This is a genomic window from Tsukamurella sputi (assembly GCF_007858445.1).
Taxonomy (GTDB): domain Bacteria; phylum Actinomycetota; class Actinomycetes; order Mycobacteriales; family Mycobacteriaceae; genus Tsukamurella; species Tsukamurella sputi.
The window spans coordinates 822,223-842,787 of record NZ_VIGV01000002.1 but is presented as its reverse complement, the minus strand read 5'-3'; the positions used below and the strand labels follow the sequence as shown (position 1 = coordinate 842,787).

Below are 20,565 nucleotides of genomic sequence, written 5' to 3'. Positions count from 1 at the left end.
GCCTTCCGAAACATCGAGAACTAGGAGTCTCTATGCAGGACCTGACCTTACCGGACGCGAGGGGCGCGCGTGATCAGCTCGCCGCGCGGACCGACGTGCTCGACCGGGTGGGCGTGCTCCGCACACTGCCCGATCGGACGCATGTGACCACCGTGATGACCGCCGAGTTCTACGGCGTCGACGTGGACACGATCTACCAGCTCGTGAAGCGCAACCGCGACGAGCTCGACGCCGACGGGTACCGCGTAATCCGGCGCGGGGAAGTCGCTGACATTCTGTCAGTCACTCCCGGTGACCTGGGGATGCCCGCCACGGCGCCGTCGCTGGCGCTGTTCCCCCGTCGCGCCGTCCTCCGTGTGGGGATGCTGCTGCGCGACAGCGAGACCGCCCGTGAGGTCCGCACCTACCTGCTCGACTCCGAGCGCCCCGCGGCCCTCCCGGACATCTCCACCCCGGGCGGCGTCCTCGTGATGGCCGACATGTTCGCGGCAACCGCACGGCAGCTCGTCGCGGCCACCGAGCAGATCGAACGTGAGCGGCCGCCCGTCGAGCGCGCCAAGACCCACGCCGCCGGCGTCGGCGCCAAGACCCGGCAGCAGTTCTTCCGCGAGCTGAAGCAGTGGGCGCAGGACGCGCACGGCGTGGTCGTGAAGCAGGCCGAAGTGATGGAGTTCCTGTCCACCCGCAAGCTCGGCATGTTCACTCGAGGTGATCGCCTGGATTCCGGGCAGGCAACGGCGTGGGCGATCGAGAAGGGCTACGCCCACAACGACGAGGACACGGCGCCGAACGGGCACAACTACGTCCGGTCGACGCTGACGCCGACCGGGCAGGAGTACGCCTGGGACCGCTGCGTCCGCTACATCGACGCGAACGGCACCCTCGCGCTGCCGCGGCAGATCGGCGGTGCCGCATGACCGCCACGATCCCGTCGTTCGAGGAGTACGAGCACGCCCGGTGGATCCTCGACCACCCGCAGGACTTCGACGCCGCCGAGCTGAGCTCCGCGCAGCAGTGGGCGACGGAGTTCGAGACCGCGGTCCGCGATGCGGTCGCGGTCCGATTCGAGTCGCCGCGCGATCTGCCCTCGTTCGTGGAGGGCGTCAAGCCCTTCGTGATGCCGGGCTGGGACGGCCTCGGGCCGTGGATACAGGACGTGCTGTTCGACGCGGCGATGGTCGGGGCTCGCACTGCCCAGGGTGGTGCGCGGTGACCGCGGCGCTGGTCCGCGCGCTCCCGCGTGAGGACGGCGGCCCGGACGACCAGCTGGACCTGCCGATGAACGTGGTGGATCTCGCCGGCTGGTTCGTCGGGGCTGACGGCGCGCTGATGGGCGCGGTCGTGCTGAACCACAAGGACTTCGCGGAGCCGTACGAGATGGCGCTGCCCGCGGACCGGATCGAGGTGATCGTGTGAGCGAGCAGGAGCGGATGACGGCCGCGCAGATCGAGCACGAGCTGACGACGTACGCGGCGACGACGTTGATGGTCACCGCGGACGCGCTGGGAGTGGGCCGCACGCACATGTACGCGGCGGCCCGGAAGGCCTGCAACAACGCGGAGGGCCGCGGGGTTCTGGCGGCGGGTGTGCCAGTCATGAAAATCGGCAGCCGGTACTCGGTGCCGACGGCGCCGTTGCGTGCCGCGCTCGGGCTGGGGGTGGCGGCGTGAACGGGCTGACGTTCCTCGGCCTCGCGGCGCTGGTCCCCACCTGGCTGCTGATCTACAGCCAGCACGAGCGGGAGGCGGGCAGATGACGCCGGCGGATCAGCAGGTGGACCTCGTCGTCGCGGCCCAGGCCCGAGTGTGGGCCCTGACGGCGCAGGACTTGGTGGACCGGGCGCGTGCCCGGATGGAGCTGGTGCCGGCGCCGCTCGGCGGCCCGTGGGATCGGAGCGAGCTGAACGCGGGCGCGGCGACCGCGCTGGCGCAGGAGCTGCTCGATGAGCGGGCGGAGCGTCTCCGGATCGCGGGGCGGGTGCACAACCTGGCCGGGGACCTCGAGGAGTTCCTGACGTTGTGGACCGCGGATGACCTGTCGGACTTCGGTCTGGTGGAGCAGGTGGAGACGGTGGTCGATCTGCTGCAGAAGCAGGTCGAGGCGTTGAAGGCGGTGCGGCCATGACTCATCGGGTGCAGATCAACTACCGCTCCGGTCATTCGATGGTCGTGACCACTTCGGGCATCGAGACGAACAAGTACGAGGGCCGGATCACCGCGATCAACTGGGCCGACGACACCGTGCCGCGGCCGCTGGTCGCGGGCGTTGCGGAGATCGAGAGCGTCTGGCGCCTGCCCGACGAGGACGGGGGCGTCGGGTGAGCGCGGAGGCGCAGTTGGCCCTGTGGGTGGCGGGTGTCGGAGCCGTCGTCGTGGCGGTCCTCGCGACCTTGTCGGCGGTGTTGCAGCGGCACGCGGACCGCGCGAACGCGGCGGATGACGCGGCGGTCGAGGCGCGGTTCGGCCGGGACATGGCGGAACTCGCGGAGGAGACGCACGCGAGATGACCGGGTTCCAGGCGCACGAGCTGGTGACGGTGGCCGGCGTGTTCGGCCACGTGATGAAGGGCCCGTTCAGCACGGGCGGACCGCGCCGCTGGTCGGTGCGGATGTTCGACGGCCGCGCCGTGCTGACGCGGGAGGACCTGATTTTCAGCGCCGAGGGGCGCACAACGACTGACGGAGAACGACGATGAGCAAGAAGAAGATCATGATCACGGCCGCGGCGGTCCTGGTGGCGGCGAGCTGCGCGGCGCCGGCACACGCGACGCCCGGCGCGTACACGTACGGCGGGACCGTGCGGGTGACGGTCGCGGTGTACGGCGGCTGCGCGACGGTGACGTGGCCGAAGGGCTACACGTCCAGCACGTGCAGCACCGACCAGGTGTGGCAGGGGCCGATCACACCGGGGGACCGGTTCGGTGCTGCGGTGGTGTCGGCGTCGGGTGGGGTGTCGTGCCGGGTGGTGGATGTGTCGACCGGTGACGTGGTGTTCGCGGCCAGCGCGCGCCCCGGGTACGTCGCTGACTGCTTGCGGAGCGCGACGTGGTGACCGCGGCAACGGTTGAGCGGCCGAAGCTCACCGACCAGGAGGTCGCTTCGCTGCGGCAGATGATCGGCTACCGGCCGGAGTGGTCGGAGGTGGAACCTCGCGGCAACGGTGTCCTGTCCGAGGGGAATGCGCGGATCCGAGCCCGGATCGCTGCGGTTCTCGACGAGTACGGCGGGCCCGCTGTCCGCCTCCCGCACGGTGTGGCGCCGCGGATCATGCGGGAGCTGACGATCACCGAGACCCAGCTGAAGTGGCATCTGAAGGCGCTGCGGAAGGACGTGCGGCGGGCACTGTCGCCGCAGGAGCGGATCGAGTTGATTCTCGACGCGAATGGGTGGCCGCCTCGGATCGCCCTGTGCCCGCCTGGCGCTGCGACTGCCCTGTCGACGGTGGTGGGTGTTGATGAGCCGCAGGTGAAGCGGGCTGTTTGCAGCATCGCCCGGAAGCGGAGGGCGTGATGGGGAATCTGCTATTCGCGGGCTGGGTGTTGTTCGCGCTGGTCCTGGGCTGGCTGACCGCTTCGACGCCGAGCGGTCCCACGAGGACGGGGCTGGATGTGCTGCCGCCGAAGAACCACGAGACGAGAGAGGACGAGAGATGAGCGAGACGGAGATCGCCCCGTTGGGCGAGCACGGGAAGTTGCTGTTGCAGGCCGCGGTGGCGAAGGAGATCAAGGCCGTCGTGGACGCGTCGAAGGCGGCGTGCTTGGCGGGGATGCAGCCGGGGGACCGGCGCACCGTCACCCACGGGGACGTGAAGCTCGGGAGCGTCACCCTGACGGAGCCCACGAAGCAGGCCAATGTGACGGTCCGGGACCAGTTCGAGCTGTGGGTGGCGAACAACCATCCGACGGAGGTCGAGACGTACTGGCGTCCCCGACTGGGCGTGACGGCGGAGGCTTTGGCGGCGCTGCTGGTCGAGGTCGCGCCGGAGGTGGCTACCGAGTTCGTCGAGCACGTCGCTGGCGTGAACTCCGCGTTCGAGTCACGTGTGCTCGACGAGGTGTCGAAGGGTGGCGCTCCTGTGCCGGGCGTGGAGGTCTCGTCGCGGGCGCCGTGGCTGACGGTGCGGCCGTCGGCGGATGCGCTGGTGCAGGCGCGGGCGTTGATCGCCGGCCAGCCGATGCCCGAGCTGGGCGGAGGCGCGGCATGACCGCTACGAAGCAGGCCACCGTCCACGAGGCGTTCGCTGCTGTCATGGCCGCGGTGCAGGGCATCCGCAAGGGAGAGCGCGTCGAGTCCGGCCCGGCCCGATTCAACTTCCGCGGCGTGGACAGCGTCGTCAACGCCGTCGGGCCCGCTCTCCGCGAGCACGGCGTGCTGATCGTCCCGACCGCTGAGCACATCGACGTGGAGCGGTACGGCACGAAGACCGGCGGGCAGATGAAGAACGTCACGGTCACGATGCGGTACACCGTGTTCGGCCCGGCCGGGGATTCGTTCTCCGGGGTGTCGTTCGGTGAGGCGGCTGACGCGGGGGACAAGGCCGTGAGCAAGGCCCAGTCCGTCGCGTACCGGACGTTCCTGCTGCAGGCGCTGACGGTGCCGACGGACGAGCCGGACCCGGACCAGAACGTGCACGAGCGCGCGGCCAGACAGGACGCACCGCAGTCCGCACCGGATCCGCTGCAGATGGCGAAGGACCGGCTCGCGGCTGCGTGCCGCACCGCGGGCGTGGCGCCGCAGACGGTCATCGACTGGGCGATCACCCCATCGGGGCCGAACGGCGGTGTCGCGCTGAACGTGTGCACGGATCCGAAGGTGTTCGACGCGTTGGCGAAGCGTGTGCAGGACGGTGGGTTCGCGGATCCGACGCCGGATGAGGCGAAGGCCGCGGTGCAGGGCGAGCTCGGCGGAACCGAGGTGCCGGCATGAAGCTCTACAACGAACTCGAGCCCGGCGCGGTCGTCGGCGCTTCACTGCACCTGGATTCATGGGGTGAGCACGCACCGATGGGCCAGGGGGTCGCCGACACGGTCACCATCGGTGTCGACCCGGGGTGGGTGGCTGGGAAGTCGCTCTCCGGCATGTCGTCGCCGGACGGACTGCGTGAGCTGGCCGCGCATCTGCTGGTCCTCGCGGACCGGTTGGAGGAGTCGTGACGGCCCCGCAGGATCTGCTGGCGCACGGCCGGATGCGGCGAGAGGTCGCGCCGCCGAACCCGACGGTCCTCCGGGCCGCGAAGCGGCTGCAGCAGGCCTACGACCTCCACCTGCCGGGCTCACCGGAGCCGGATCTCACCGTCGAGGCGCCGGCGTGGGATGACCTGGACGTTGAGGCGCAGGGGGAGTGGATCGATGTGGCCCGGGTAGCGCTGGGAGTCGAGTCGTGAACGCGGCAGCGACCGTCCCGTCCAACGAGCTCGACGCGCTGTTCGACGCCGACCTCCCATGCTCCCGTCTCGTGCGGGGAGGCGACGAGCACGGACCTGCGACATGGCGCATCGACAGCGTCAAGTGCATCAGCAAGCGCCACGTCGAGTACCACCACAACGTCTGTGACCAGTGCATCAAGAACATGCGCGAGTGGTCGTCGCGGCCCGGCGAGTGGGTGTGTCCCGTCTGCGGGGAGGCTTTCCTGACGCGGTCGGCGACGTGGACTGAGAGGGCGCTATGACCGGGCCGGCGCCGCAGCTGACCGCGAACGAGGTGTCGATGCACCTCCTGGCCCTGGCCCGCGAGCTCGACCGGCTGACGTCGGCCCTGAACAACGAGGACGTGGAGCTCGCGCGGATGTCGGAGGAGCTGAAGCTCGCGGACGCGCGCGCCTTCCTCGGCGCCGAGGGGTCCGTTGATGCGCGGAAGGCGATCGCGGTCACGCAGACCGCGGAGCTGCGGGCTGCCGTCGCCGTGAAGGAGGCCGTCGTACGCGGCCTGATCCGCGAGTCGAAGGCCCTGTACGCGCGGATCGACGTGGGCCGCACGCACGGCGTGAACCTCCGCTCGGAACTGAAGACCTTGGGCGTCCAGCCCTGACCACCTGACCTAGGAGAAGGACATGAGCAACACCATCACGATCGAGGGCCGCGCGACCGCGCCGGCTGAGCTGCGCTTCGTGGCCAGTACCGGAAAGGCCGTCGCCACGTTCACCGTCGCCGACGACTACGGCCACCGCGACCGGCAGACCAACGAGTGGATCAAGGACGGCGTGACGTTCCTCCGCGTCGAGGTGTGGGACTACCTCGCGGAGGCGTGTGCCGAGAAGATCGGGAAGGGCACGAAGGTCACCGTGACCGGCGCGCTGCGGCAGCGGGAGTACGAGCACAACGGGGAGAAGCGCACCGCGTACGAGATCAAGAACGTCTCGCAGGTCGCGTTGCCGCTGGACCGGTTCAAGCCGCGGGAGCAGCAGGGGAGCGGCGGGCAGTACCAGCGGCCGTCCCAGCAGGACGATCCGTGGGGCTCGGCGCCCGCGGGCGACTTCGGCAGCTCCGACTCGAACATCCCGTTCTGATCATGGCGAGGCTCATGGAGTGCGTGCTCACCAGACCGGTGCGCACCAGACACGGGATGTTCGTCGCCGGCCTGACGGTGCACGCGGATCTCGACGTGGAGGCCCCTGCCGGGCAGGTGGAGTGCGTGATGTCGTCGATCGAGTCGGCGGCCGGCGTGCACGAGGTGCGGGCGTTGGTGCCGGACTCGGCGCTGCAGCTCGGTGGGGAGGTGGCGGCATGACGACCGCTCTCACGATCGGTTCCGCCTGCTCCGGCGCGGGTGCCCTGGACCTCGCGGTGGAACGCGTCTTCGGCGCCGCCCCGCGCTGGTTCTGCGAGTGGGAGGACGCCCCGTCGAAGGTGCTCGCCCACCACTGGCCCGGCATCCCGAACTACCGCGACCTCACCGCCGTCGACTGGTCCAACGTCCCGGCGATCGACGTGTTCACCGCCGGATACCCGTGCCAGCCGTTCAGCGCCGCCGGGAAGCGGAAGGGCACCGACGACGAGCGACACCTCTGGCCGTTCATCCTCATCGCCCTGAACACGTTGCGCCCGCGGTGGGCCGTGTTCGAGAACGTCGCCGGCCACCTCACCCTCGGCTTCGACGTGGTGCTCGCGGACCTCGCCGAACACGGCTGGTACGTCCGCTGGTTCGTGTGCAAGGCATCCGATATCGGTGCGCCGCACCACCGCAAGCGCGTGTTCATCCTGGTCTCGCGTGAGCCGCAGCCGGTGCCCGACGGTGCCCGCGAGATCGCGCACTACGAGCGCGTTGCGCACGGCCGCAACCCATGGGTGGAGCCCGACGCGGGCCTGTTCGGCACGATCCCGTTCGAGGACCGCTGGCCGGCGGCGGGATGCATCGTCGACGGCGTCGCCTACGAGGTGGACACCGAGCGCGCGGCACCCGCCGACGTCGATGTGCTGCCGACTCCGACGGTGGGGAACGCGACCGGGACCAACGAGCGGCGCGGTGGCGCACGCGGCGACGAGATGCTGCTCCCCGGCGTCGCGGTCGCGGCGGCCACCGGTGCTCTCCTGCCGACGCCGACTGCGAGCAACCCGAACGACAGCGAGGACTCCGCCACCTGGGAGGCACGGCGCGCCACGCTCGCCGTGCGCCACGGCAACAACGGCGCCGGGATGCCCCTCGGCATCGCCGTGCAGACCCTCCCCACGCCGACCGCGTCGGACGCCGACAAGGCCCGCAACAACCCGGCCCAGGCGGCTCGGCACTCCCCGCCGCTCTCCGCCGTGTCCGCACACTTTCCGACGCCGATCTTCTCCGACGCTGCGAACCCCGGCCCAGCCGACGGCGACCGGAACACACCCCAACTCCGCGCGATCGACGCGCTGCTCCCCACGCCTGAGGCGAAGCTCGCCAACAGCGGCCCCGACTACACCCGCGCCAACCTCCAGGGCTCAGGCGGCGACGACCTCATCACCATCGCCGCGCGCGCCGAGAACGAACGCGGCACCAGCTGGGGCAAGTACGAGCCGGCCGTCCGACGGTGGGAGTACGTCCTCGGGCGCCGCTCACCGTCCCCCACCGAGCCGAACAGCAAGGGCCGGCCACGCCTCGCAGCAGCGTTCGCCCAATGGATGATGGGCTGGCCCGAAGGGTGGGTCACCGAACCCGCGATCTGGACCGACGACCGCGAGGTCATCGAGAAGATCCGCGCCGGGTTCATGCCCGCCACCGCACGCAGCGCGCAGCTCAAGATCATCGGCAACGGTGTCGTCGACCGGCAGGCCGAGCACGCCCTCCGCACGATGCTCGCATGGCGTGACGAGTCGCTGGTGGGTGCGGCATGAGCCAGATCAAGCCGAGACCGGACCGCCTGGCGAAGCCGTCGAGCGCTCGGTCCCCGGGCCGGCCGGAGGGCTTCCCGCGCCCGGTGCGCGACCTCATCGTGGCCCGGGCGGGTGGGGTGTGCGAGCTCTGCGGCGTGCTGCCGGTGGCGCAGATCCATCATCGGCGGCCGCGGGGCATGGGCGGCAGCAGCGACCCGGGTACGAACCGGGCGGCCAACGGTCTCGCGCTGTGCTCGTGCTGCCACGACGTCGTCGAGGGCCGGTCCGTGGAGCATCCGCAGCTCGGCCGGGTGCGCGGGTCTCGTGCGGAGTCGGAGCGGAAGGGCTGGCTGATCTCTCGGCTGTCGCCGGACGCGCCGGATGAGGTGCCGGTGTGGACGGCCGCGGGCTGGGTGCAGCTGTCGGACGGCGGCGCGAAGCGCCGGATCGAGGGGAGGCCGGGATGACCTGGGAAGAGAAGTACGTGGTGGACCACCGCGGCTGTCATGTATGGCAGCGGGCGAAGCAGACGCGTGGGTACGGCGTCGTGTGGTTCGACGGGAAGGTCCGGCTCGCACATCGGGTCGCGTGGTTCATGAAGCACCGCGCGTGGCCCACCGCAGGCTTCGTCGTCGACCACATCTGCGAGAACAAGGCCTGCGTGAATCCGGACCACCTGCGGGAGCTGACCAACGGAGCGAACATCCGTCGCGCGTACCCGCGTGGATCAGCGGAGGTCGAAGCGAAGCGCGCCATGTGGCGCAAGAGCCAGTCCGCGAGCCGGGCTCGCCAATCAGCAGGGAGAGGGTGAGTCAGATCACGTGGTTCAAGATCGACGACGGGTTCTGGTCGCATCCGAAGGTCGCGATGCTCTCGGACGGCGCGGTGGCGTTGTGGGCTCGCGCCGGCTCGTACAGCTGCCAGCACCTGACCGACGGGGTGGTGGCGCGGACTCTGCTGCGGATGCTCGGCACCGTCGACGCGGCGGATGAGTTGGTGGCCGCTGGCCTGTGGGATGCGACGCCGGACGGGTGGGTGTTCCACGACTGGTCGGAGTATCAGGAGACCAGTGCTGTTGTGAAGCGGCGGCGTGACGAGTCGCGTGAGCGGCAGCGGCGTTCGCGTGCACGTCGCGAAGAAAAGCGCAGTGACACACAGGGTCCGTCACGGGGTGAGTCACAGAGTGTGTCGCGCGTGACCGATGACGTGACAGACGGTGTGAGTTCGCTACCCCCGACCCGACCCGACCCGACCCGACCCGACCCGACCTCTGAGGTGGTTACGGGGGGAGGGGGCGTTACGTCCGGTAACGCGCGCGAGACCCCGCCCCCCGGGAATCTCGATCCGTCGAACCCGCGGTGCCCGAAGCATGTCGGCGTCTCGGCTTCGGACGCCGGCCCGAACTGTGTCGGGTGCAAGCGGGTCCGGGAGTGGTGTGAGTCGGCGCCGGAGCGGGCGGCAGCGGATGACCTGTCGGCGCGCCGGTCGAGACGCGAGGCGATCGACGGGTGCGGGCTGTGCGACGACCAGGGCTACGTGCTGGGTGTGGAGCCGGTGCGCCGGTGTGCGCATCTGAGACCGGCGCAGGAATCGTGATCGAAATGTGTTCTGGGACAACAGTTAGCGGCGGTCGCGTCGATAGAATGAGTAGACCGGAGGTGGTCGGAATGCGAAGAAGCTCAAGGTTTTACGCCCCGAACGGGTTGACTTTCGCGGAGGAGTCGGTGCGGGCGGATCGGCATCGTGCGGCGGTGCAGGCGCTCCGTGACGCGGAGCAGGAGACGGTTTGGGGTGAGTGCCCGGAGTGCGGCCGAAAGTGCCGTCAGCGGGCTGCTGGGCCGTCGGAACCGTGCTTCCTGTGTGAGCATGAGGCCCCCGGATCGTCGGTTGCGGATCGGAGGGCGTCATGACCGCCCCGTCGCCGGCATCTTCCGCTCAGCCGGGTTGGCGTGGCACCGACCCCGACGGCGGAACGTGGGTGCTGACGCCGCGAAAGGACTCGCTCCCGTGGATCGAAGTCCTGGTGAGTAATGGCAGAGCCCACTACCGCTCGCAGGAGGAGGCCGAGGCCGCGGGCCTGGTGCCGCTGGTGGCCGCAGACGGTCGTGCTGCCGAAGGCTCGTTCGTGCGCTGCGACAAGGAAGGGCCGAACGGTCAGTGCGACCAGAACGCCCGCGTGACCCATGTGTGCTCCCGTAAAGGCCACCCGATCGACTCCGTGGAGACGGGCGCGGGGGAACGATTCACGCCGGGTATCGACACCGCTCCCGCCCCGCTGGACCCGGGCAACCCCGAACACCTGCGGCAGGTTGCCGACGTGCTTGGTCGGCTCACCCCGAGGTCGCTCGGCGTGACGATGACCCTGCTTGACGGGGTACTTCGCGGGGTACGCGCACTGGCCGACCGCATCGAGCGTGAGGCTGCCGAGAAGGTGCAGGAGGCCGAGGACCGGAAGCTGGCGACCGAGAAGGCGCGAGCGAAGAACCCCGCCGAGTGGGAGACGCTGCCCGAGTCCGACCAGAACACGATCGTCGACATGGTTCTCACGGGCATCCGTGCCGCTGACGAACGTGCTGGCCGTGCCGAGGGGAGCGCATCGTGAGCGCCCAGGACCGGCTCACCGTCATTGTGGCGGAGCACGCTGTCGAGTACGTGAACGTCTCCGATGAGGCGATCTGCAAGTGCGGGAAGCTGATCCCGGAGTCCGAGCACCCCGCCCACGTCGCTGCCGTGATCGCCTCCGCCGACGACCTCGCCGTCATCGAACTGCCGGAGCCGGATGGTGACTACTGGCAGGCTGGCCCGTTCGAGGTCACGACCTCAGTCGGCGGGGAGGTCATCGTGGACCACGAGTACTGGCTCAGCCCGAGCGACGCGACCGCGGGGTGCGCCGGAATCCTGGCCGCTGTGAAGGCTGCGGAGGCGGTGAGCGACCGTGGCTGACCGATGCGACGCCGAAGACTGCCCGATGTGGGACGGCGACGGCTGCCCGTGCGAGACCTTCGGTCTCGATCGCGACGACTTGCCGGCCAGCGGGACGTTCACGACCGAGGAGGTGAACCGCGATGGCGAGTGAACCGACCGACCTCATCCGCGAAGCCACCGCAGCCCTCGACGGCAACGGCATCGAGGCCCGCCTACTGTCGTCCTGTCGAGCGGAGAGCGACGCGCTGGATGATCTGGTGCGCCGCCTGCGGGATGCGCTCGCCGAGAAGCACACCGGGTGCGGGTGCCGTCACTGCCAGCGGCAGTTCGACGCGATGGTGGTCGCCCTGGCTGAGGCGAACGCCACCATCGCCTCCCTCCGCGAGCGGGAGGAGACCGTCGAGTGGACCGTGGGCTGCCCCATCGGCGGCACCTGGACACCACACGGCTCCCCGCCGCACCAGTCCCGCGAAGACGCCTACAACCAGGCGGTCGGACTTGCGTGCATCGATGAGGCTCGCGGCTGGGAAGTCCGTTCCCGCACCGTCACCGCCTGGCTACCTGACGTGTCGTCGTGACTGGGGCGTGGGGGTTGGCGGCGTTGGCCGGCGTCGTCATCGAGGGGGAGCGGTGATCCCGATCTGCGAGCACTGCCACCACGACTACATCGACCGCACCGACCATTCGAACTGCGACGGCGACGGCGCCGCCAAGGAGGACTGACCGATGAGCCTGCCCCGCACCCCCGAGAACTTCCCGCGGATGAAGCACCGCGCCGCGAAGCGCGCCGGCTACAGCAGCCCCTGGTGGTCCGGCCTCGTGAACGGCCTGCCGACGGTGATCGACGACGGCCCCACACTCCGCCTGTTCGACGCCGACTGGAACCTCGTCACGGCAGCGCGAACGCACTCGGAACGCCGCAAGCTGTGGCGTGACCTCACCGGCCGGGCGGTGGCCCTGTGAACCCCGTCAGCCCCGTCACGTGCCCGATGTGCCAGGCCCGCCCTGGCCGGCCGTGCACGACCCTCGACGGCGCCCCACGCGCCACCGTCCACCACGCCCGCGAACACGCCGAGGAGAACCAACGATGATCACCGATCAGGTGGACCACACCGTCGCAGCGATCGACGAAGCCCTGTCCAGCGAGGACATCACGGACCTCGTCGACTGGCAGCTCTCCCGTTACGACGAGCGCTCCGGCTACGACCACCACGTGAACCAGCCCGCGCGCTGCGGCCACTGCGGACGGGAGGAGCACGGCCTCGCGATCACCGAACGCATCGAGTCGATGCGCTGGCAGGGCTTCTACGACAAGGACTATCGCTACGACGAGGACACCTCACCGCTCCTCTGCCCGGGCAGCTACGTCCCCGGCCCGGTTGGGTTCCGTCGCGCGCACGACCACGAGCAGTTGCATGCCTCCTGGGGCAACGCCCTAGGCGCCGTCACCACGTACGCGCGCGGCGGCCGGATCGAGATCCCGCAGGGCCTCGGCCAGGACTTCGCCCTCACCACAGACTGTGCCGCCCCGTGGGTGGTCGTTCAGCCGAATCCGTGGGTCCGCCTATCGGGCGTCATTCAGACTTCGCAGGATGCACTTGCCCCGTTGATGGAGTCCGCAGCGAGCGCATGGGGTGCCATCCAGCACGCCGCGACCGTCTTGAACAGCACCCCGGTCACGGTCCGCCTCATCGACGGCACCGGCCGCCCGATCCCGCTCCGCGACGCCAAGGGCAGCAACCTCCAACCCACCGACACCGGGTTCACGATCAAGCTCGACCTCCCACCCCGCGGCCTTCGCGCCGCTGTCCGCGACCGCGGGCCCGGCGCACGCATCATCGTCGAAGGCCCCGCCGGCGCACGGGAACGCATCGCCGGCACCGTCGCGGACGTCTCCCTCACCGACGACGGTGCTCGCTTCGAGCTCGACGTCACCTCCGAGCATCACCGTCTGCCCGCCGTGTACACCGAGCCCGAGGAGACCCACCCGTGACCGCACCCCACGAGATCCCCGAGCAGGAGTTCCGGCAGCGCCTGCACCAGTTCCGCGACGCCATCCACGATCTCATCGGCGCCCGCTTCCAGAACTTCCAGCTCGACGACGGCAGCAACAGCATCCACGAGGCCGACTGCCGCTATCAGCAGCTCCGCGCGCACCTCGCCGGGCAGCAGGGCACCGGCAACTCCCACGCCCACCGCTCCATGCCCGCCCTGTGGGCCGACGCGGTGGACGTTCTCCGCGACATCGACGCCACCGTCACCGCCTGGCAGCCCGACCCGGGCCCGTTCGACGGCGACCTCACCCACGCGCCGACCCCGGAGACCGTTCGCCGCCTCCGCCTCCTCGAGGCCAGACCGTGGGCGCCGGCGAACACGACCGACCTCACCGTCGCGGCCCGCGCGCTCGAGCGGTGGGCGAAGCAGGTCGACGACCTCCTCGACCCACCGCCGCGCATCGACCTCGCCGCACCCTGCCCTGCGTGCGGCGAGTCCATCGCGTACCGCCGGGACAGCGCCGGGGAGACCGTCCGCTCGGCCGCGCTGCAGGTCAGCTCGGACGGCTGCACCTGCCTGTGCTGCCGCTACACGTGGACGCCGGACTACTTCACGCACCTGGCACGCACCATCGGGTGCGCGTTGCCGACCGGCGTCCTCGAGTAGCGACGTCTCAGCAGGAGAGGAAGGCGCGCTTCACCCAGCCGCTGACCCAAGGCTTGTCCGGCGAGCTCCCCTGACTCCAGGCGGAACCCTCCGCGACGGTCCACCATGTCTCATCCCACTTGTCGCCGCTGTTGAGCCACTGGGTGCTCGTACTCGACTCGGACGGACTCGAGTACACGTTCGCGGACGGGTAGCTGACCGTGCAAGATGACGCCGCGTTCGCTGCGGGCGCTGCCGGCAGCAGGATCGTGGTCGCGAGCGCTACGGCGAGTACTGCTGGCGTGAGCTTCTTCTTCACAGTGTGACTCCTTCACTCCGTTGATCCGGGCAATCCGCCCGTAATGGAGTCTGAACCGAATCGCCGTAGTTTGCCTTGCGAATCGGGTGAACTGTGCGGAAACAGGAATTGGAATCCAACACACGTGGGCTTATCGCCACACGCAAGCGAAAGATCAGGTACAGTCAGAGGCGCGGCACAGGTGTCTTCAAAACCTGGCCGCATTCGTGTCTTCCGCCCCGGGCATCGTCACCCTCGGCGGACGCTGCCCCGATAGCCGCCAGCCAGCGCACGGTGCAGCACGATTCCCCGGCCGGGTGTCGTACCGCTCATCACGGTCAAGCACCCCACCACGGCCCCCTTCGCAGTCACAGCACCCCGACCGCCCTACTCCGGGCCGGGTGGCATCCGGGGCTCGAGGTGCTGCACCCGCCGGGGGATCACACCAGGCTCAGGAAACACCAGGTGGCACTCGGGAAAGCGCAGGTCGCTCATGGACGACTGGGACCAGCTCACCAACCTCGGCGACTGCGGCGCGATCCGCGAGACCTACATCCCCGGCGTCAGCATCCGCTGGGTCACCGCGGGCGAGTACATCATCCCGGCACGGGTGGCCCGACGCTACGCCAATGGCCTACTCGCACGGCTCAACGCAGCGGCATGAGCACCAAGCACGACGGCGAGTTCCACGAACCGACCTGTGCAGTGCGCATGAGCAGGAACGGCTGGCCCATCGAAGCCATCCACGACACGATCCTCATCCCGTGCAAGGCGATCCGCGCTCAGCTCCACCGCGCCGAGATCGACTCGCAGGGGTTCATGCGCGACCACATCGTTCGATCGAAGCTCACATGAGCCGCTGGAACGACGGCGGCCGCTACCACGGTGGCTTCCCCACGAAGGTGAAGGCCGAAGCACGACGCACACTCCCGATGCGCTGCGCACAATGCGGAGACGAGGACGCGCCGCTCGAGCTCGACCACATCACCAACGCAGCAGCCGGCGGCACCAACACCCTGACCAACGCCCAATGGCTCTGCATCCCATGCCACCGAGCGAAGACCAAGGCGGAGAGCGCCGCCGCCCACAAGGCACGGGCAGCCCGCCGACGCCTCCCCACCGAACCCCACCCAGGACTACGCTGATGGGACTCGACACCTCACCAGGAGTAGGCGCCAGCACCCAGCTCAACGCCTACTGGACCACCGGCCCCGGCCTCGCCAAATGGGCCGACAGCCCCCACCCCTGGACCACCCTGTACACCGAACTCCGGAAGTACATGAGCGACACCAAAGCCCGAGGGCTCACCACCGAGTACTACGTCCGCGTGTTCGGCCACGGCCCCGGCCACCACTGATCGAACACCGTTCGAAACACCCCACTCCCTACCGAACACCACGGAGGGGTGGGGGAGGACCCCAGTCCGCTTTCAGGCCAGCGCCGGAACGTATAGCACCCCAGATCCTGCGTGCGCCTTTCCTAGTGTTTCGGCACTGCTTGTTCGAACGCGGCCCTGGTGGCCTGCGCTGAATCCCTTAGACCCTGGAGGTCGCCGTGGGCGCTGTTGAACCTGATGGGCTGGATGTTGCCGGCCGGAAGCTGTTCGTCGACATCACGTCGCAGTACAAGCTGCGCGCGGACGAGCTCCGAATCCTCGAGGATGCGTGCTTCGAGGCGGACCTGATCGACAGTCTCCGCGAGGAGCTGAAGGATCAGCCGACGCTGGTGAAGGGCTCGCAGGGGCAGAAGGTCATCAACCCGATGATCTCGGAGCTGCGGCAGCACCGGGCGACGTTGTCGAACCTGCTGAAGCAGCTGCGGCTGCCGGATCCGGCGGACACGGCGGAGGCCCGGTCGACGCAGGCGCGCGCGGCCGCGAACGCCCGCTGGCAGAAGCGCACCGGGTAGCCGGTGGCGACGACCCTCAGCGCGGGTGTCGCGACGAAGGACGACGACTCCTTCGCGGCGCTCCGCGCTCCGGCCGACTGGTACCGGCACGAACTGGAGAGCTCGTTCGGGCGGATCGCTCGGGAGCGCCGCTGGGAGCCGGTGAAGATCGGCCCGACGTGGCAGACGGTCGGCAACGGCGGCTGGCTGCTCCCGCAACGGACCCTCGGCTGGCACATGCTCGGCTGGTGCGGGATGCGGCTCCGCGGCCCCGACGGCGCGGAGCAGGTGTTCACGCTCGAGCAGGCCCGGTTCCTGCTCTGGTACTACGCCGTCGACGAGAACGGCCGCTGGCTGACGTCGAATGCCGTGCTGCAGCGACTGAAGGGGTGGGGCAAGGACCCGCTGGGCGCGGCGATCGCCGCGTACTCGGCGTTCGGGCCGTCGATGGTCGCCCGGATCGACGACGACGGCACCGTCCACGGGACGCAGAACCCCGCGGCGTGGGTGCAGGTCGTCGCGGTGTCGCAGGAGCAGACGAAGAACACGATGAAGCTGTTCCCGACGATCCTCCCGCCGGACACGATCCGGCGGTACGGGATCCAGATCGGCCGGCTGAACGTGTGGGGCCTCGGCGACACGGTCCAGATCGAGGCGATCACCTCGTCTCCGCTGGCCGTGGAGGGCGGTCGACCCACGCAGGTGATCCGCAACGAGACACAGAACTGGAACAGCTCGAACCAGGGCCACGATCTCGCGGGCGCGGTCGACGGCAACGTGGCGAAGTCGCCGCGAGGCACGGCCCGGATCCTCGACATCTGCAACGCGTACCGGCCGGGCACGGACTCGGTGGGGGAGCGGACCCGGGAGGCGTGGGAGAACGCGTGCGCGGCCGGGATCGACATCGGCCTGCTGTACGACTCCCTCGAAGCACCGCCGGACGCTCCGCTGACGGTGGAGGAAGCTCCCGCCGTGCTCGAGGCGGTCCGCGGCGACGCGTACTGGCTGGACACCGCCTCGGACGGCGAGATCCTGAAGTCGATCGCGCGGACCACGAACAGTCCCAGCGAGTCCCGGCGGAAGTGGTACAACCAGATCACCGCCACCGCGGACGCGTGGATCACGCCGCAGGCCTTCGACGCGCAGGCGGTGCCGCAGATCGTCGCCGATGACGAACCGGTGGTGCTGTTCTTCGACGGGTCGAAGTCGGACGACTCGACGGGCCTCGTCGGCTGCCGACTGTCCGACGGATTCGTGTTCACGGCCGGGGTGTGGGAACGCCCACCGAACCGGGAGGCGTGGCAGGTCGACCGCGAGGCCGTCGACGTCCGCGTCACCGAGACCGTGGAGCGGCTGAACGTGATCGGCCTGTGGGCGGACCCATCGGACGCCCGCGACGACGAGACCGGTGAGCGGTTCTGGGAGGACCTCCTGGACCGCTGGGCGCGCCGCTGGGGCCGCCAGTTCACGATGCACGCGGTGAAGACCGGCGACGGTGCGCACCCGATCATCTGGGACATGCGCTCACCGGCGCACCAGAAGCTGTTCGTTGAGCACGCCGAGCGCGCGATGACGGACATCATGGAAGGCAACTTCCCCCACGACGGCCACAAGAAGCTGGCGCAGCACGTGAAGAACGCGCGCCGCCGGCCGTCGAAGTACGGCATCTCGCTCGGCAAGGAGCACCGCGAGTCCCGCCGGAAGGTCGACCTCGCCGTGTGCGCGGTCGGCGCCCGGATGATGTGGCGGATCCACGCCGCGCAGCAGGATGACGGACCCATCTGGACCAACAAGGCGACGTCGATCACGAGAGGACGGTGGTGATGCGCCCCAACGACGCAGTGGCCGCGGCCCTCAACATCATGAACGGTGCCCGCGCGTGGGAATCGGTGCGGTTGGAGCGGATCTTCCGCGCGATGCAACCGGCCCGCGACCTCGAACCGCCGAAGGACGGGCAGGGCCGGTACGAGACGGACCTGTGGCTGAACACCTGGTCGAACCAGCTGGGCCCGAACCCCCTCGACGTGCAGGTCCCGCGTGACGCGCCGGCCGCGATGCACCGCCTCGCGGGGAAGTCCCGCACGAACTTCCTCCCCCTCGTGGTGGACACGTTCTCGCAGGTGATGAAGGTCGACAACTACCTCGCCTCGGATGGGCTCACCACCCCGTCGGCGTGGAACGACTGGCAGCGGAACCGGTTCGATGCCCGGCAGACCGGTGTGCACCGCGCCGCGCTGCAGTACGGCGTCTCGTACGTGACGGTCCTCCCTGGCGACAGCGGCATCCCCGACGACAGTGGGCCGGTGTGGCGCGGCGTGAGTCCCCGCAACATGACCGCCGTGTACGACGACCCCACGGCCGACGAATGGCCGATGATGGCCCTGGAGATCGACCGGCAGCTGGTGAAGCTGTACGACGAGACCAACGTTTACTTCCTGGGCGCCGAGAACGTTCCCACGGACTCCTGGGGCTACCCGAACTGGAACACCCTCGCGCACGGCCTGACGTACATCGAGGCGCGTGAGCATGGCGTCGGCCGCTGCCCCGTGGTGCGGTTCCAGGACAAGATGCTCCTCGAGGGCGAGGAGCAGTTCGGCATCGTCGAGCCGCTCATGACGATCCAGCAGCGGATCAACGAGACGAACTTCGGTCTACTTGTGACGCAGTACTTCTCGGCGTTCCGGCAGCGGTACGTGATGGGCTGGTATCCGGACTCGGAGGCTGACGAGGCGCGGGCGTTCGCCGGCGACACGTGGCTGTTCAAGGACGCCGGCGTGAAGGTCGGTCAGTTCGAGGAGTCCTCGCCGGAGTACTACATCAAGTCGAAGGCGGCGGCGATCCAGGACCTGTCGGCGATCTCGCAACAGCCGCTGCAGAACTTCGGCTCCGACGGGATCAGCAACATCAGCGCGGAGACCCTGTCCGCGTTGGAGACCGGCATGGCCCGCAAGTCCGACGAGATCACCACCAGCCTCGGTGAGAGCTGGGAGCAGGCGTTCCGGCTGTCCGCGTACATCAACGGCGACTCCGACGGTGCGCGGGACTTCGGCTCCGAGGTGAAGTGGCGCGACGTCACGTCCCGCAGCTTCGCGCAGACCGTCGACGGCCTCGGGAAGCTCGGTCAGATGCTGGGCGTGCCCGACGAGATCCTCTGGGAGGACATCCCGAACTGGACTCGGGAGAAGGTCGAGCGGGCGAAGGCGATGCGGCAGAACGCGGACCCGCTGAGCGCGCTGTACCTCGACGCCGCGCAGGCCGCGCCCGCCGTATCCCGCGGCATCGAGACCGAGGCGACGGTAGCGGCCGATGACCGAACCGGTACCGCCGGCAGCTAGCGCCGCGGTCCTCGACGCCGTCGGGCTACAACGAGCCCAGGCTGCGATCACGAAGGCCATCGTCGACGCGATGCTGCGGGCGCTCAACAAGTTCGGTGTCCCCGCCACGGCGGGGGAGCGGGCACAGTTCGCGCAGCGCGTGCTGCCGGAGATGATGCGTGCGCGCGAGCAGTCGTATACCGCGGCGGTCGCGCACATGCGGTACACCGCACTCCACGCCGGGCAGGTGATGCCCGAACCCGCGGAGATCCGGCGGTACGGGATGTGGGCGATCGAGTCCGCGATCGAGCAGGCGAACGTGCCCGACCCGACCGCGATGGACCAGGTGACCCGCGCTGCGGCGAAGCGGCCCGACCCGCGCCGGCAGATCGCAGCGAACCTCGCGCGCCACGCCCTAGCCGCCGGCCGGGACGCGATCGTCGCGACCGCGGAGCAGCAGGGCGAGGAGGTCGGCTGGGCGCGGGTACTCACCGGTGCTGAGAACTGCGCGTTCTGCATGATGCTGGTGTCTCGCGGCCCGGTGTACCGCTCGCAGCGGTCGGCAGGGTTCCGCGCGCACACGCACTGCGACTGCTCGTGCACCCTCGTCTTCCACGGGAAGCGGTGGCACGGGCAGGACGACTACGAGCGGCTCGAGGACCTGTGGGCTGAGGTCACACGAGGAGAGTCCGGCAAGGGGAAGTTCGACGCGTGGCGCCGCCACATCGACGGCCTCAACCGGGCCGAGGCCGACGACGAACCGACGGAGGATTGGCGGGCACGGCAAGACGCCCTGCCCATCGACTTCCACGGCGATCGGCTGGAGCCGCACGAGATCCAGTTCGTCGAGCGGTTCCTCGCCGCCGGTGAGCGGTTCGAGTGGATCCCGCGCGACAAGAACCGTCGATCCACGAACGACTTCGTGTGGACCAGCAACGGTGGCATCCCGACGGAGCTGAAGTCGACGAAGGCCAGGTACGAGTCGATCCACGGCACGATCGTCAAAGCCGCCTCGCGGGCCGCCCGCCACGGCGTGGTGAAGGACAACTTCGTCATCGATCTCGGCGACCAGGAGCTGACCCGCGAGCTGCGCTCCGACATGGAGCGGTTCAACGTCGGCCGGCAGAAGTACCGGCTGTCCGGCCTGTGGGTGATGTCCCGCGGCGAGATCACGCAGATCGCTCTCGCTGAAACGTGAAGCGGGGCGCATGCCTCCATGAAA

38 protein-coding genes are annotated in these 20,565 nt (G+C 69.5%); 37 read left to right on the top strand and 1 reads right to left on the bottom strand.

Translation table 11 applies throughout. The annotated features are described in order from the left end of the window. Positions 1–32: 32 nt before the first annotated feature. The 29 genes from FK268_RS09385 to FK268_RS09250 all read left to right on the top strand — a co-directional run bounded on the left by FK268_RS09385 (position 33) and on the right by FK268_RS09250 (position 13,865). Positions 33–917, top strand: a complete 885-nt coding sequence (locus tag FK268_RS09385; protein WP_146433342.1) for a hypothetical protein — start codon at positions 33–35, stop codon at positions 915–917. Continuing rightward, a complete protein-coding gene (locus FK268_RS09380) occupies positions 914–1,213 on the top strand; it encodes a hypothetical protein (RefSeq protein ID WP_146433340.1) in 300 nt (99 codons plus the stop codon). Before FK268_RS09385 ends, FK268_RS09380 begins: the two co-directional genes overlap by 4 nt. After that, complete coding sequence (locus FK268_RS09375; protein WP_146433339.1) at positions 1,210–1,416, top strand: hypothetical protein; 207 nt, start codon at positions 1,210–1,212, stop codon at positions 1,414–1,416. The genes FK268_RS09380 and FK268_RS09375 overlap by 4 nt, the downstream gene beginning before the upstream one ends. Further along, on the top strand, positions 1,413–1,670 hold the full coding sequence (locus FK268_RS09370) for a hypothetical protein (protein WP_231706992.1): 258 nt from the start codon (positions 1,413–1,415) through the stop codon (positions 1,668–1,670). Before FK268_RS09375 ends, FK268_RS09370 begins: the two co-directional genes overlap by 4 nt. 82 nt (positions 1,671–1,752) lie before the next feature. Further along, entirely contained in the window at positions 1,753–2,124 is a 372-nt protein-coding gene (locus tag FK268_RS09365) for a hypothetical protein (protein ID WP_146433337.1), read from the top strand. Then, positions 2,121–2,321 carry a hypothetical protein gene (locus FK268_RS09360; RefSeq protein ID WP_146433336.1) on the top strand — a complete coding sequence of 67 codons (201 nt, stop codon included), beginning with the start codon at positions 2,121–2,123 and terminating at the stop codon, positions 2,319–2,321. The genes FK268_RS09365 and FK268_RS09360 overlap by 4 nt, the downstream gene beginning before the upstream one ends. After that, a complete protein-coding gene (locus tag FK268_RS09355; protein ID WP_146433334.1) occupies positions 2,318–2,506 on the top strand; it encodes a hypothetical protein in 189 nt (62 codons plus the stop codon). Before FK268_RS09360 ends, FK268_RS09355 begins: the two co-directional genes overlap by 4 nt. Beyond that, entirely contained in the window at positions 2,503–2,694 is a 192-nt protein-coding gene (locus FK268_RS09350) for a hypothetical protein (RefSeq protein WP_146433333.1), read from the top strand. Before FK268_RS09355 ends, FK268_RS09350 begins: the two co-directional genes overlap by 4 nt. Then, on the top strand, positions 2,691–3,050 hold the full coding sequence (locus FK268_RS09345) for a hypothetical protein (protein ID WP_146433331.1): 360 nt from the start codon (positions 2,691–2,693) through the stop codon (positions 3,048–3,050). The genes FK268_RS09350 and FK268_RS09345 overlap by 4 nt, the downstream gene beginning before the upstream one ends. Further along, complete coding sequence (locus FK268_RS09340) at positions 3,044–3,508, top strand: hypothetical protein (RefSeq protein WP_146433329.1); 465 nt, start codon at positions 3,044–3,046, stop codon at positions 3,506–3,508. Before FK268_RS09345 ends, FK268_RS09340 begins: the two co-directional genes overlap by 7 nt. A 139-nt stretch (positions 3,509–3,647) precedes the next feature. Further along, positions 3,648–4,202 (top strand): hypothetical protein, encoded by a 555-nt coding sequence (locus FK268_RS09335; RefSeq protein WP_146433327.1) that lies wholly within the window; start codon positions 3,648–3,650, stop codon positions 4,200–4,202. Next, positions 4,199–4,924 carry an ERF family protein gene (locus tag FK268_RS09330; RefSeq protein ID WP_146433325.1) on the top strand — a complete coding sequence of 242 codons (726 nt, stop codon included), beginning with the start codon at positions 4,199–4,201 and terminating at the stop codon, positions 4,922–4,924. The genes FK268_RS09335 and FK268_RS09330 overlap by 4 nt, the downstream gene beginning before the upstream one ends. Continuing rightward, positions 4,921–5,151: a hypothetical protein gene (locus tag FK268_RS09325; RefSeq protein WP_146433323.1), complete on the top strand. Its 231-nt coding sequence runs from the start codon at positions 4,921–4,923 to the stop codon at positions 5,149–5,151. The genes FK268_RS09330 and FK268_RS09325 overlap by 4 nt, the downstream gene beginning before the upstream one ends. Further along, positions 5,148–5,381, top strand: a complete 234-nt coding sequence (locus tag FK268_RS09320) for a hypothetical protein (RefSeq protein WP_146433321.1) — start codon at positions 5,148–5,150, stop codon at positions 5,379–5,381. Before FK268_RS09325 ends, FK268_RS09320 begins: the two co-directional genes overlap by 4 nt. Next, positions 5,378–5,665 carry a hypothetical protein gene (locus FK268_RS09315; RefSeq protein ID WP_146433319.1) on the top strand — a complete coding sequence of 96 codons (288 nt, stop codon included), beginning with the start codon at positions 5,378–5,380 and terminating at the stop codon, positions 5,663–5,665. The genes FK268_RS09320 and FK268_RS09315 overlap by 4 nt, the downstream gene beginning before the upstream one ends. Next, on the top strand, positions 5,662–6,024 hold the full coding sequence (locus FK268_RS09310; protein ID WP_146433317.1) for a hypothetical protein: 363 nt from the start codon (positions 5,662–5,664) through the stop codon (positions 6,022–6,024). The genes FK268_RS09315 and FK268_RS09310 overlap by 4 nt, the downstream gene beginning before the upstream one ends. Before the next feature lie 22 nt (positions 6,025–6,046). Beyond that, positions 6,047–6,502 carry a single-stranded DNA-binding protein gene (ssb, locus tag FK268_RS09305; protein WP_146433315.1) on the top strand — a complete coding sequence of 152 codons (456 nt, stop codon included), beginning with the start codon at positions 6,047–6,049 and terminating at the stop codon, positions 6,500–6,502. Between the two features lie 2 nt (positions 6,503–6,504). Continuing rightward, positions 6,505–6,723, top strand: coding sequence for a hypothetical protein (locus tag FK268_RS09300; protein WP_146433313.1), 219 nt, complete (start codon positions 6,505–6,507; stop codon positions 6,721–6,723). Beyond that, positions 6,720–8,300, top strand: a complete 1,581-nt coding sequence (locus FK268_RS09295; protein WP_146433311.1) for a DNA cytosine methyltransferase — start codon at positions 6,720–6,722, stop codon at positions 8,298–8,300. Before FK268_RS09300 ends, FK268_RS09295 begins: the two co-directional genes overlap by 4 nt. Then, positions 8,297–8,746: an HNH endonuclease gene (locus tag FK268_RS09290; RefSeq protein WP_146433309.1), complete on the top strand. Its 450-nt coding sequence runs from the start codon at positions 8,297–8,299 to the stop codon at positions 8,744–8,746. Before FK268_RS09295 ends, FK268_RS09290 begins: the two co-directional genes overlap by 4 nt. Next, positions 8,743–9,090 (top strand): HNH endonuclease signature motif containing protein, encoded by a 348-nt coding sequence (locus tag FK268_RS09285; protein WP_146433307.1) that lies wholly within the window; start codon positions 8,743–8,745, stop codon positions 9,088–9,090. Before FK268_RS09290 ends, FK268_RS09285 begins: the two co-directional genes overlap by 4 nt. After that, positions 9,087–9,875: a hypothetical protein gene (locus tag FK268_RS09280; RefSeq protein WP_146433305.1), complete on the top strand. Its 789-nt coding sequence runs from the start codon at positions 9,087–9,089 to the stop codon at positions 9,873–9,875. The genes FK268_RS09285 and FK268_RS09280 overlap by 4 nt, the downstream gene beginning before the upstream one ends. A 310-nt stretch (positions 9,876–10,185) precedes the next feature. Continuing rightward, on the top strand, positions 10,186–10,881 hold the full coding sequence (locus tag FK268_RS09275; RefSeq protein ID WP_146433304.1) for a hypothetical protein: 696 nt from the start codon (positions 10,186–10,188) through the stop codon (positions 10,879–10,881). Beyond that, positions 10,878–11,222, top strand: a complete 345-nt coding sequence (locus FK268_RS09270) for a hypothetical protein (protein WP_146433302.1) — start codon at positions 10,878–10,880, stop codon at positions 11,220–11,222. Before FK268_RS09275 ends, FK268_RS09270 begins: the two co-directional genes overlap by 4 nt. Positions 11,223–11,344: 122 nt before the next feature. Beyond that, complete coding sequence (locus FK268_RS09265; protein ID WP_146433300.1) at positions 11,345–11,782, top strand: hypothetical protein; 438 nt, start codon at positions 11,345–11,347, stop codon at positions 11,780–11,782. A 148-nt stretch (positions 11,783–11,930) separates the two neighbouring features. Next, positions 11,931–12,167 (top strand): hypothetical protein, encoded by a 237-nt coding sequence (locus tag FK268_RS09260; protein ID WP_146433298.1) that lies wholly within the window; start codon positions 11,931–11,933, stop codon positions 12,165–12,167. A gap of 26 nt (positions 12,168–12,193) precedes the next feature. Then, positions 12,194–12,295 (top strand): zinc finger domain-containing protein, encoded by a 102-nt coding sequence (locus FK268_RS25755; RefSeq protein ID WP_438695980.1) that lies wholly within the window; start codon positions 12,194–12,196, stop codon positions 12,293–12,295. Continuing rightward, positions 12,292–13,197, top strand: coding sequence for a hypothetical protein (locus FK268_RS09255; RefSeq protein WP_146433296.1), 906 nt, complete (start codon positions 12,292–12,294; stop codon positions 13,195–13,197). The genes FK268_RS25755 and FK268_RS09255 overlap by 4 nt, the downstream gene beginning before the upstream one ends. Beyond that, on the top strand, positions 13,194–13,865 hold the full coding sequence (locus FK268_RS09250) for a DUF7341 domain-containing protein (RefSeq protein WP_146433294.1): 672 nt from the start codon (positions 13,194–13,196) through the stop codon (positions 13,863–13,865). The genes FK268_RS09255 and FK268_RS09250 overlap by 4 nt, the downstream gene beginning before the upstream one ends. Before the next feature lie 7 nt (positions 13,866–13,872). Here FK268_RS09250 and FK268_RS09245 read toward each other — a convergent pair whose 3' ends face one another. Further along, on the bottom strand, positions 13,873–14,163 hold the full coding sequence (locus FK268_RS09245; RefSeq protein ID WP_146433291.1) for a hypothetical protein: 291 nt from the start codon (positions 14,161–14,163) through the stop codon (positions 13,873–13,875). A 472-nt stretch (positions 14,164–14,635) separates the two neighbouring features. Between FK268_RS09245 and FK268_RS24175 the strand changes: the two genes are divergently transcribed. The 8 genes from FK268_RS24175 (at position 14,636) to FK268_RS09210 (ending at position 20,541) form a co-directional block, all read left to right on the top strand. After that, on the top strand, positions 14,636–14,806 hold the full coding sequence (locus FK268_RS24175) for a hypothetical protein (protein ID WP_158636080.1): 171 nt from the start codon (positions 14,636–14,638) through the stop codon (positions 14,804–14,806). After that, the gene (locus tag FK268_RS09240) at positions 14,803–14,997 is read left to right on the top strand and encodes a hypothetical protein (RefSeq protein ID WP_146433289.1); all 195 of its coding nucleotides are present in this window, start codon (positions 14,803–14,805) and stop codon (positions 14,995–14,997) included. The genes FK268_RS24175 and FK268_RS09240 overlap by 4 nt, the downstream gene beginning before the upstream one ends. Beyond that, on the top strand, positions 14,994–15,287 hold the full coding sequence (locus tag FK268_RS09235) for an HNH endonuclease (RefSeq protein ID WP_146433287.1): 294 nt from the start codon (positions 14,994–14,996) through the stop codon (positions 15,285–15,287). Before FK268_RS09240 ends, FK268_RS09235 begins: the two co-directional genes overlap by 4 nt. Further along, on the top strand, positions 15,287–15,499 hold the full coding sequence (locus FK268_RS09230; protein WP_146433285.1) for a hypothetical protein: 213 nt from the start codon (positions 15,287–15,289) through the stop codon (positions 15,497–15,499). Before FK268_RS09235 ends, FK268_RS09230 begins: the two co-directional genes overlap by 1 nt. A 197-nt stretch (positions 15,500–15,696) precedes the next feature. Next, positions 15,697–16,050, top strand: coding sequence for a hypothetical protein (locus FK268_RS09225; protein ID WP_146433283.1), 354 nt, complete (start codon positions 15,697–15,699; stop codon positions 16,048–16,050). 3 nt (positions 16,051–16,053) lie between these two features. After that, entirely contained in the window at positions 16,054–17,853 is a 1,800-nt protein-coding gene (locus FK268_RS09220) for a terminase large subunit domain-containing protein (RefSeq protein ID WP_205124463.1), read from the top strand. Then, a complete protein-coding gene (locus tag FK268_RS09215; RefSeq protein ID WP_146433281.1) occupies positions 17,853–19,364 on the top strand; it encodes a phage portal protein in 1,512 nt (503 codons plus the stop codon). The genes FK268_RS09220 and FK268_RS09215 overlap by 1 nt, the downstream gene beginning before the upstream one ends. Beyond that, entirely contained in the window at positions 19,336–20,541 is a 1,206-nt protein-coding gene (locus FK268_RS09210; protein WP_146433280.1) for a VG15 protein, read from the top strand. Before FK268_RS09215 ends, FK268_RS09210 begins: the two co-directional genes overlap by 29 nt. Positions 20,542–20,565 lie beyond the last annotated feature (24 nt).

Coding starts and splice junctions, on each gene's coding strand:
- FK268_RS09350 (WP_146433333.1), top strand. CDS start 2,503: ATGACCGGGTTCCAGGCGCACGAGCTGGTGACGGTGGCCGGCGTGTTC.
- FK268_RS09300 (WP_146433313.1), top strand. CDS start 6,505: ATGGCGAGGCTCATGGAGTGCGTGCTCACCAGACCGGTGCGCACCAGA.
- FK268_RS09210 (WP_146433280.1), top strand. CDS start 19,336: ATGACCGAACCGGTACCGCCGGCAGCTAGCGCCGCGGTCCTCGACGCC.
- FK268_RS09380 (WP_146433340.1), top strand. CDS start 914: ATGACCGCCACGATCCCGTCGTTCGAGGAGTACGAGCACGCCCGGTGG.
- FK268_RS09385 (WP_146433342.1), top strand. CDS start 33: ATGCAGGACCTGACCTTACCGGACGCGAGGGGCGCGCGTGATCAGCTC.
- FK268_RS09215 (WP_146433281.1), top strand. CDS start 17,853: ATGCGCCCCAACGACGCAGTGGCCGCGGCCCTCAACATCATGAACGGT.
- FK268_RS09360 (WP_146433336.1), top strand. CDS start 2,121: ATGACTCATCGGGTGCAGATCAACTACCGCTCCGGTCATTCGATGGTC.
- FK268_RS09310 (WP_146433317.1), top strand. CDS start 5,662: ATGACCGGGCCGGCGCCGCAGCTGACCGCGAACGAGGTGTCGATGCAC.
- FK268_RS25755 (WP_438695980.1), top strand. CDS start 12,194: ATGTGCCAGGCCCGCCCTGGCCGGCCGTGCACGACCCTCGACGGCGCC.
- FK268_RS09335 (WP_146433327.1), top strand. CDS start 3,648: ATGAGCGAGACGGAGATCGCCCCGTTGGGCGAGCACGGGAAGTTGCTG.
- FK268_RS09285 (WP_146433307.1), top strand. CDS start 8,743: ATGACCTGGGAAGAGAAGTACGTGGTGGACCACCGCGGCTGTCATGTA.
- ssb (WP_146433315.1), top strand. CDS start 6,047: ATGAGCAACACCATCACGATCGAGGGCCGCGCGACCGCGCCGGCTGAG.
- FK268_RS24175 (WP_158636080.1), top strand. CDS start 14,636: ATGGACGACTGGGACCAGCTCACCAACCTCGGCGACTGCGGCGCGATC.
- FK268_RS09345 (WP_146433331.1), top strand. CDS start 2,691: ATGAGCAAGAAGAAGATCATGATCACGGCCGCGGCGGTCCTGGTGGCG.
- FK268_RS09260 (WP_146433298.1), top strand. CDS start 11,931: ATGAGCCTGCCCCGCACCCCCGAGAACTTCCCGCGGATGAAGCACCGC.
- FK268_RS09325 (WP_146433323.1), top strand. CDS start 4,921: ATGAAGCTCTACAACGAACTCGAGCCCGGCGCGGTCGTCGGCGCTTCA.
- FK268_RS09255 (WP_146433296.1), top strand. CDS start 12,292: ATGATCACCGATCAGGTGGACCACACCGTCGCAGCGATCGACGAAGCC.
- FK268_RS09230 (WP_146433285.1), top strand. CDS start 15,287: ATGGGACTCGACACCTCACCAGGAGTAGGCGCCAGCACCCAGCTCAAC.
- FK268_RS09330 (WP_146433325.1), top strand. CDS start 4,199: ATGACCGCTACGAAGCAGGCCACCGTCCACGAGGCGTTCGCTGCTGTC.
- FK268_RS09240 (WP_146433289.1), top strand. CDS start 14,803: ATGAGCACCAAGCACGACGGCGAGTTCCACGAACCGACCTGTGCAGTG.
- FK268_RS09235 (WP_146433287.1), top strand. CDS start 14,994: ATGAGCCGCTGGAACGACGGCGGCCGCTACCACGGTGGCTTCCCCACG.
- FK268_RS09295 (WP_146433311.1), top strand. CDS start 6,720: ATGACGACCGCTCTCACGATCGGTTCCGCCTGCTCCGGCGCGGGTGCC.
- FK268_RS09265 (WP_146433300.1), top strand. CDS start 11,345: ATGGCGAGTGAACCGACCGACCTCATCCGCGAAGCCACCGCAGCCCTC.
- FK268_RS09275 (WP_146433304.1), top strand. CDS start 10,186: ATGACCGCCCCGTCGCCGGCATCTTCCGCTCAGCCGGGTTGGCGTGGC.
- FK268_RS09365 (WP_146433337.1), top strand. CDS start 1,753: ATGACGCCGGCGGATCAGCAGGTGGACCTCGTCGTCGCGGCCCAGGCC.
- FK268_RS09290 (WP_146433309.1), top strand. CDS start 8,297: ATGAGCCAGATCAAGCCGAGACCGGACCGCCTGGCGAAGCCGTCGAGC.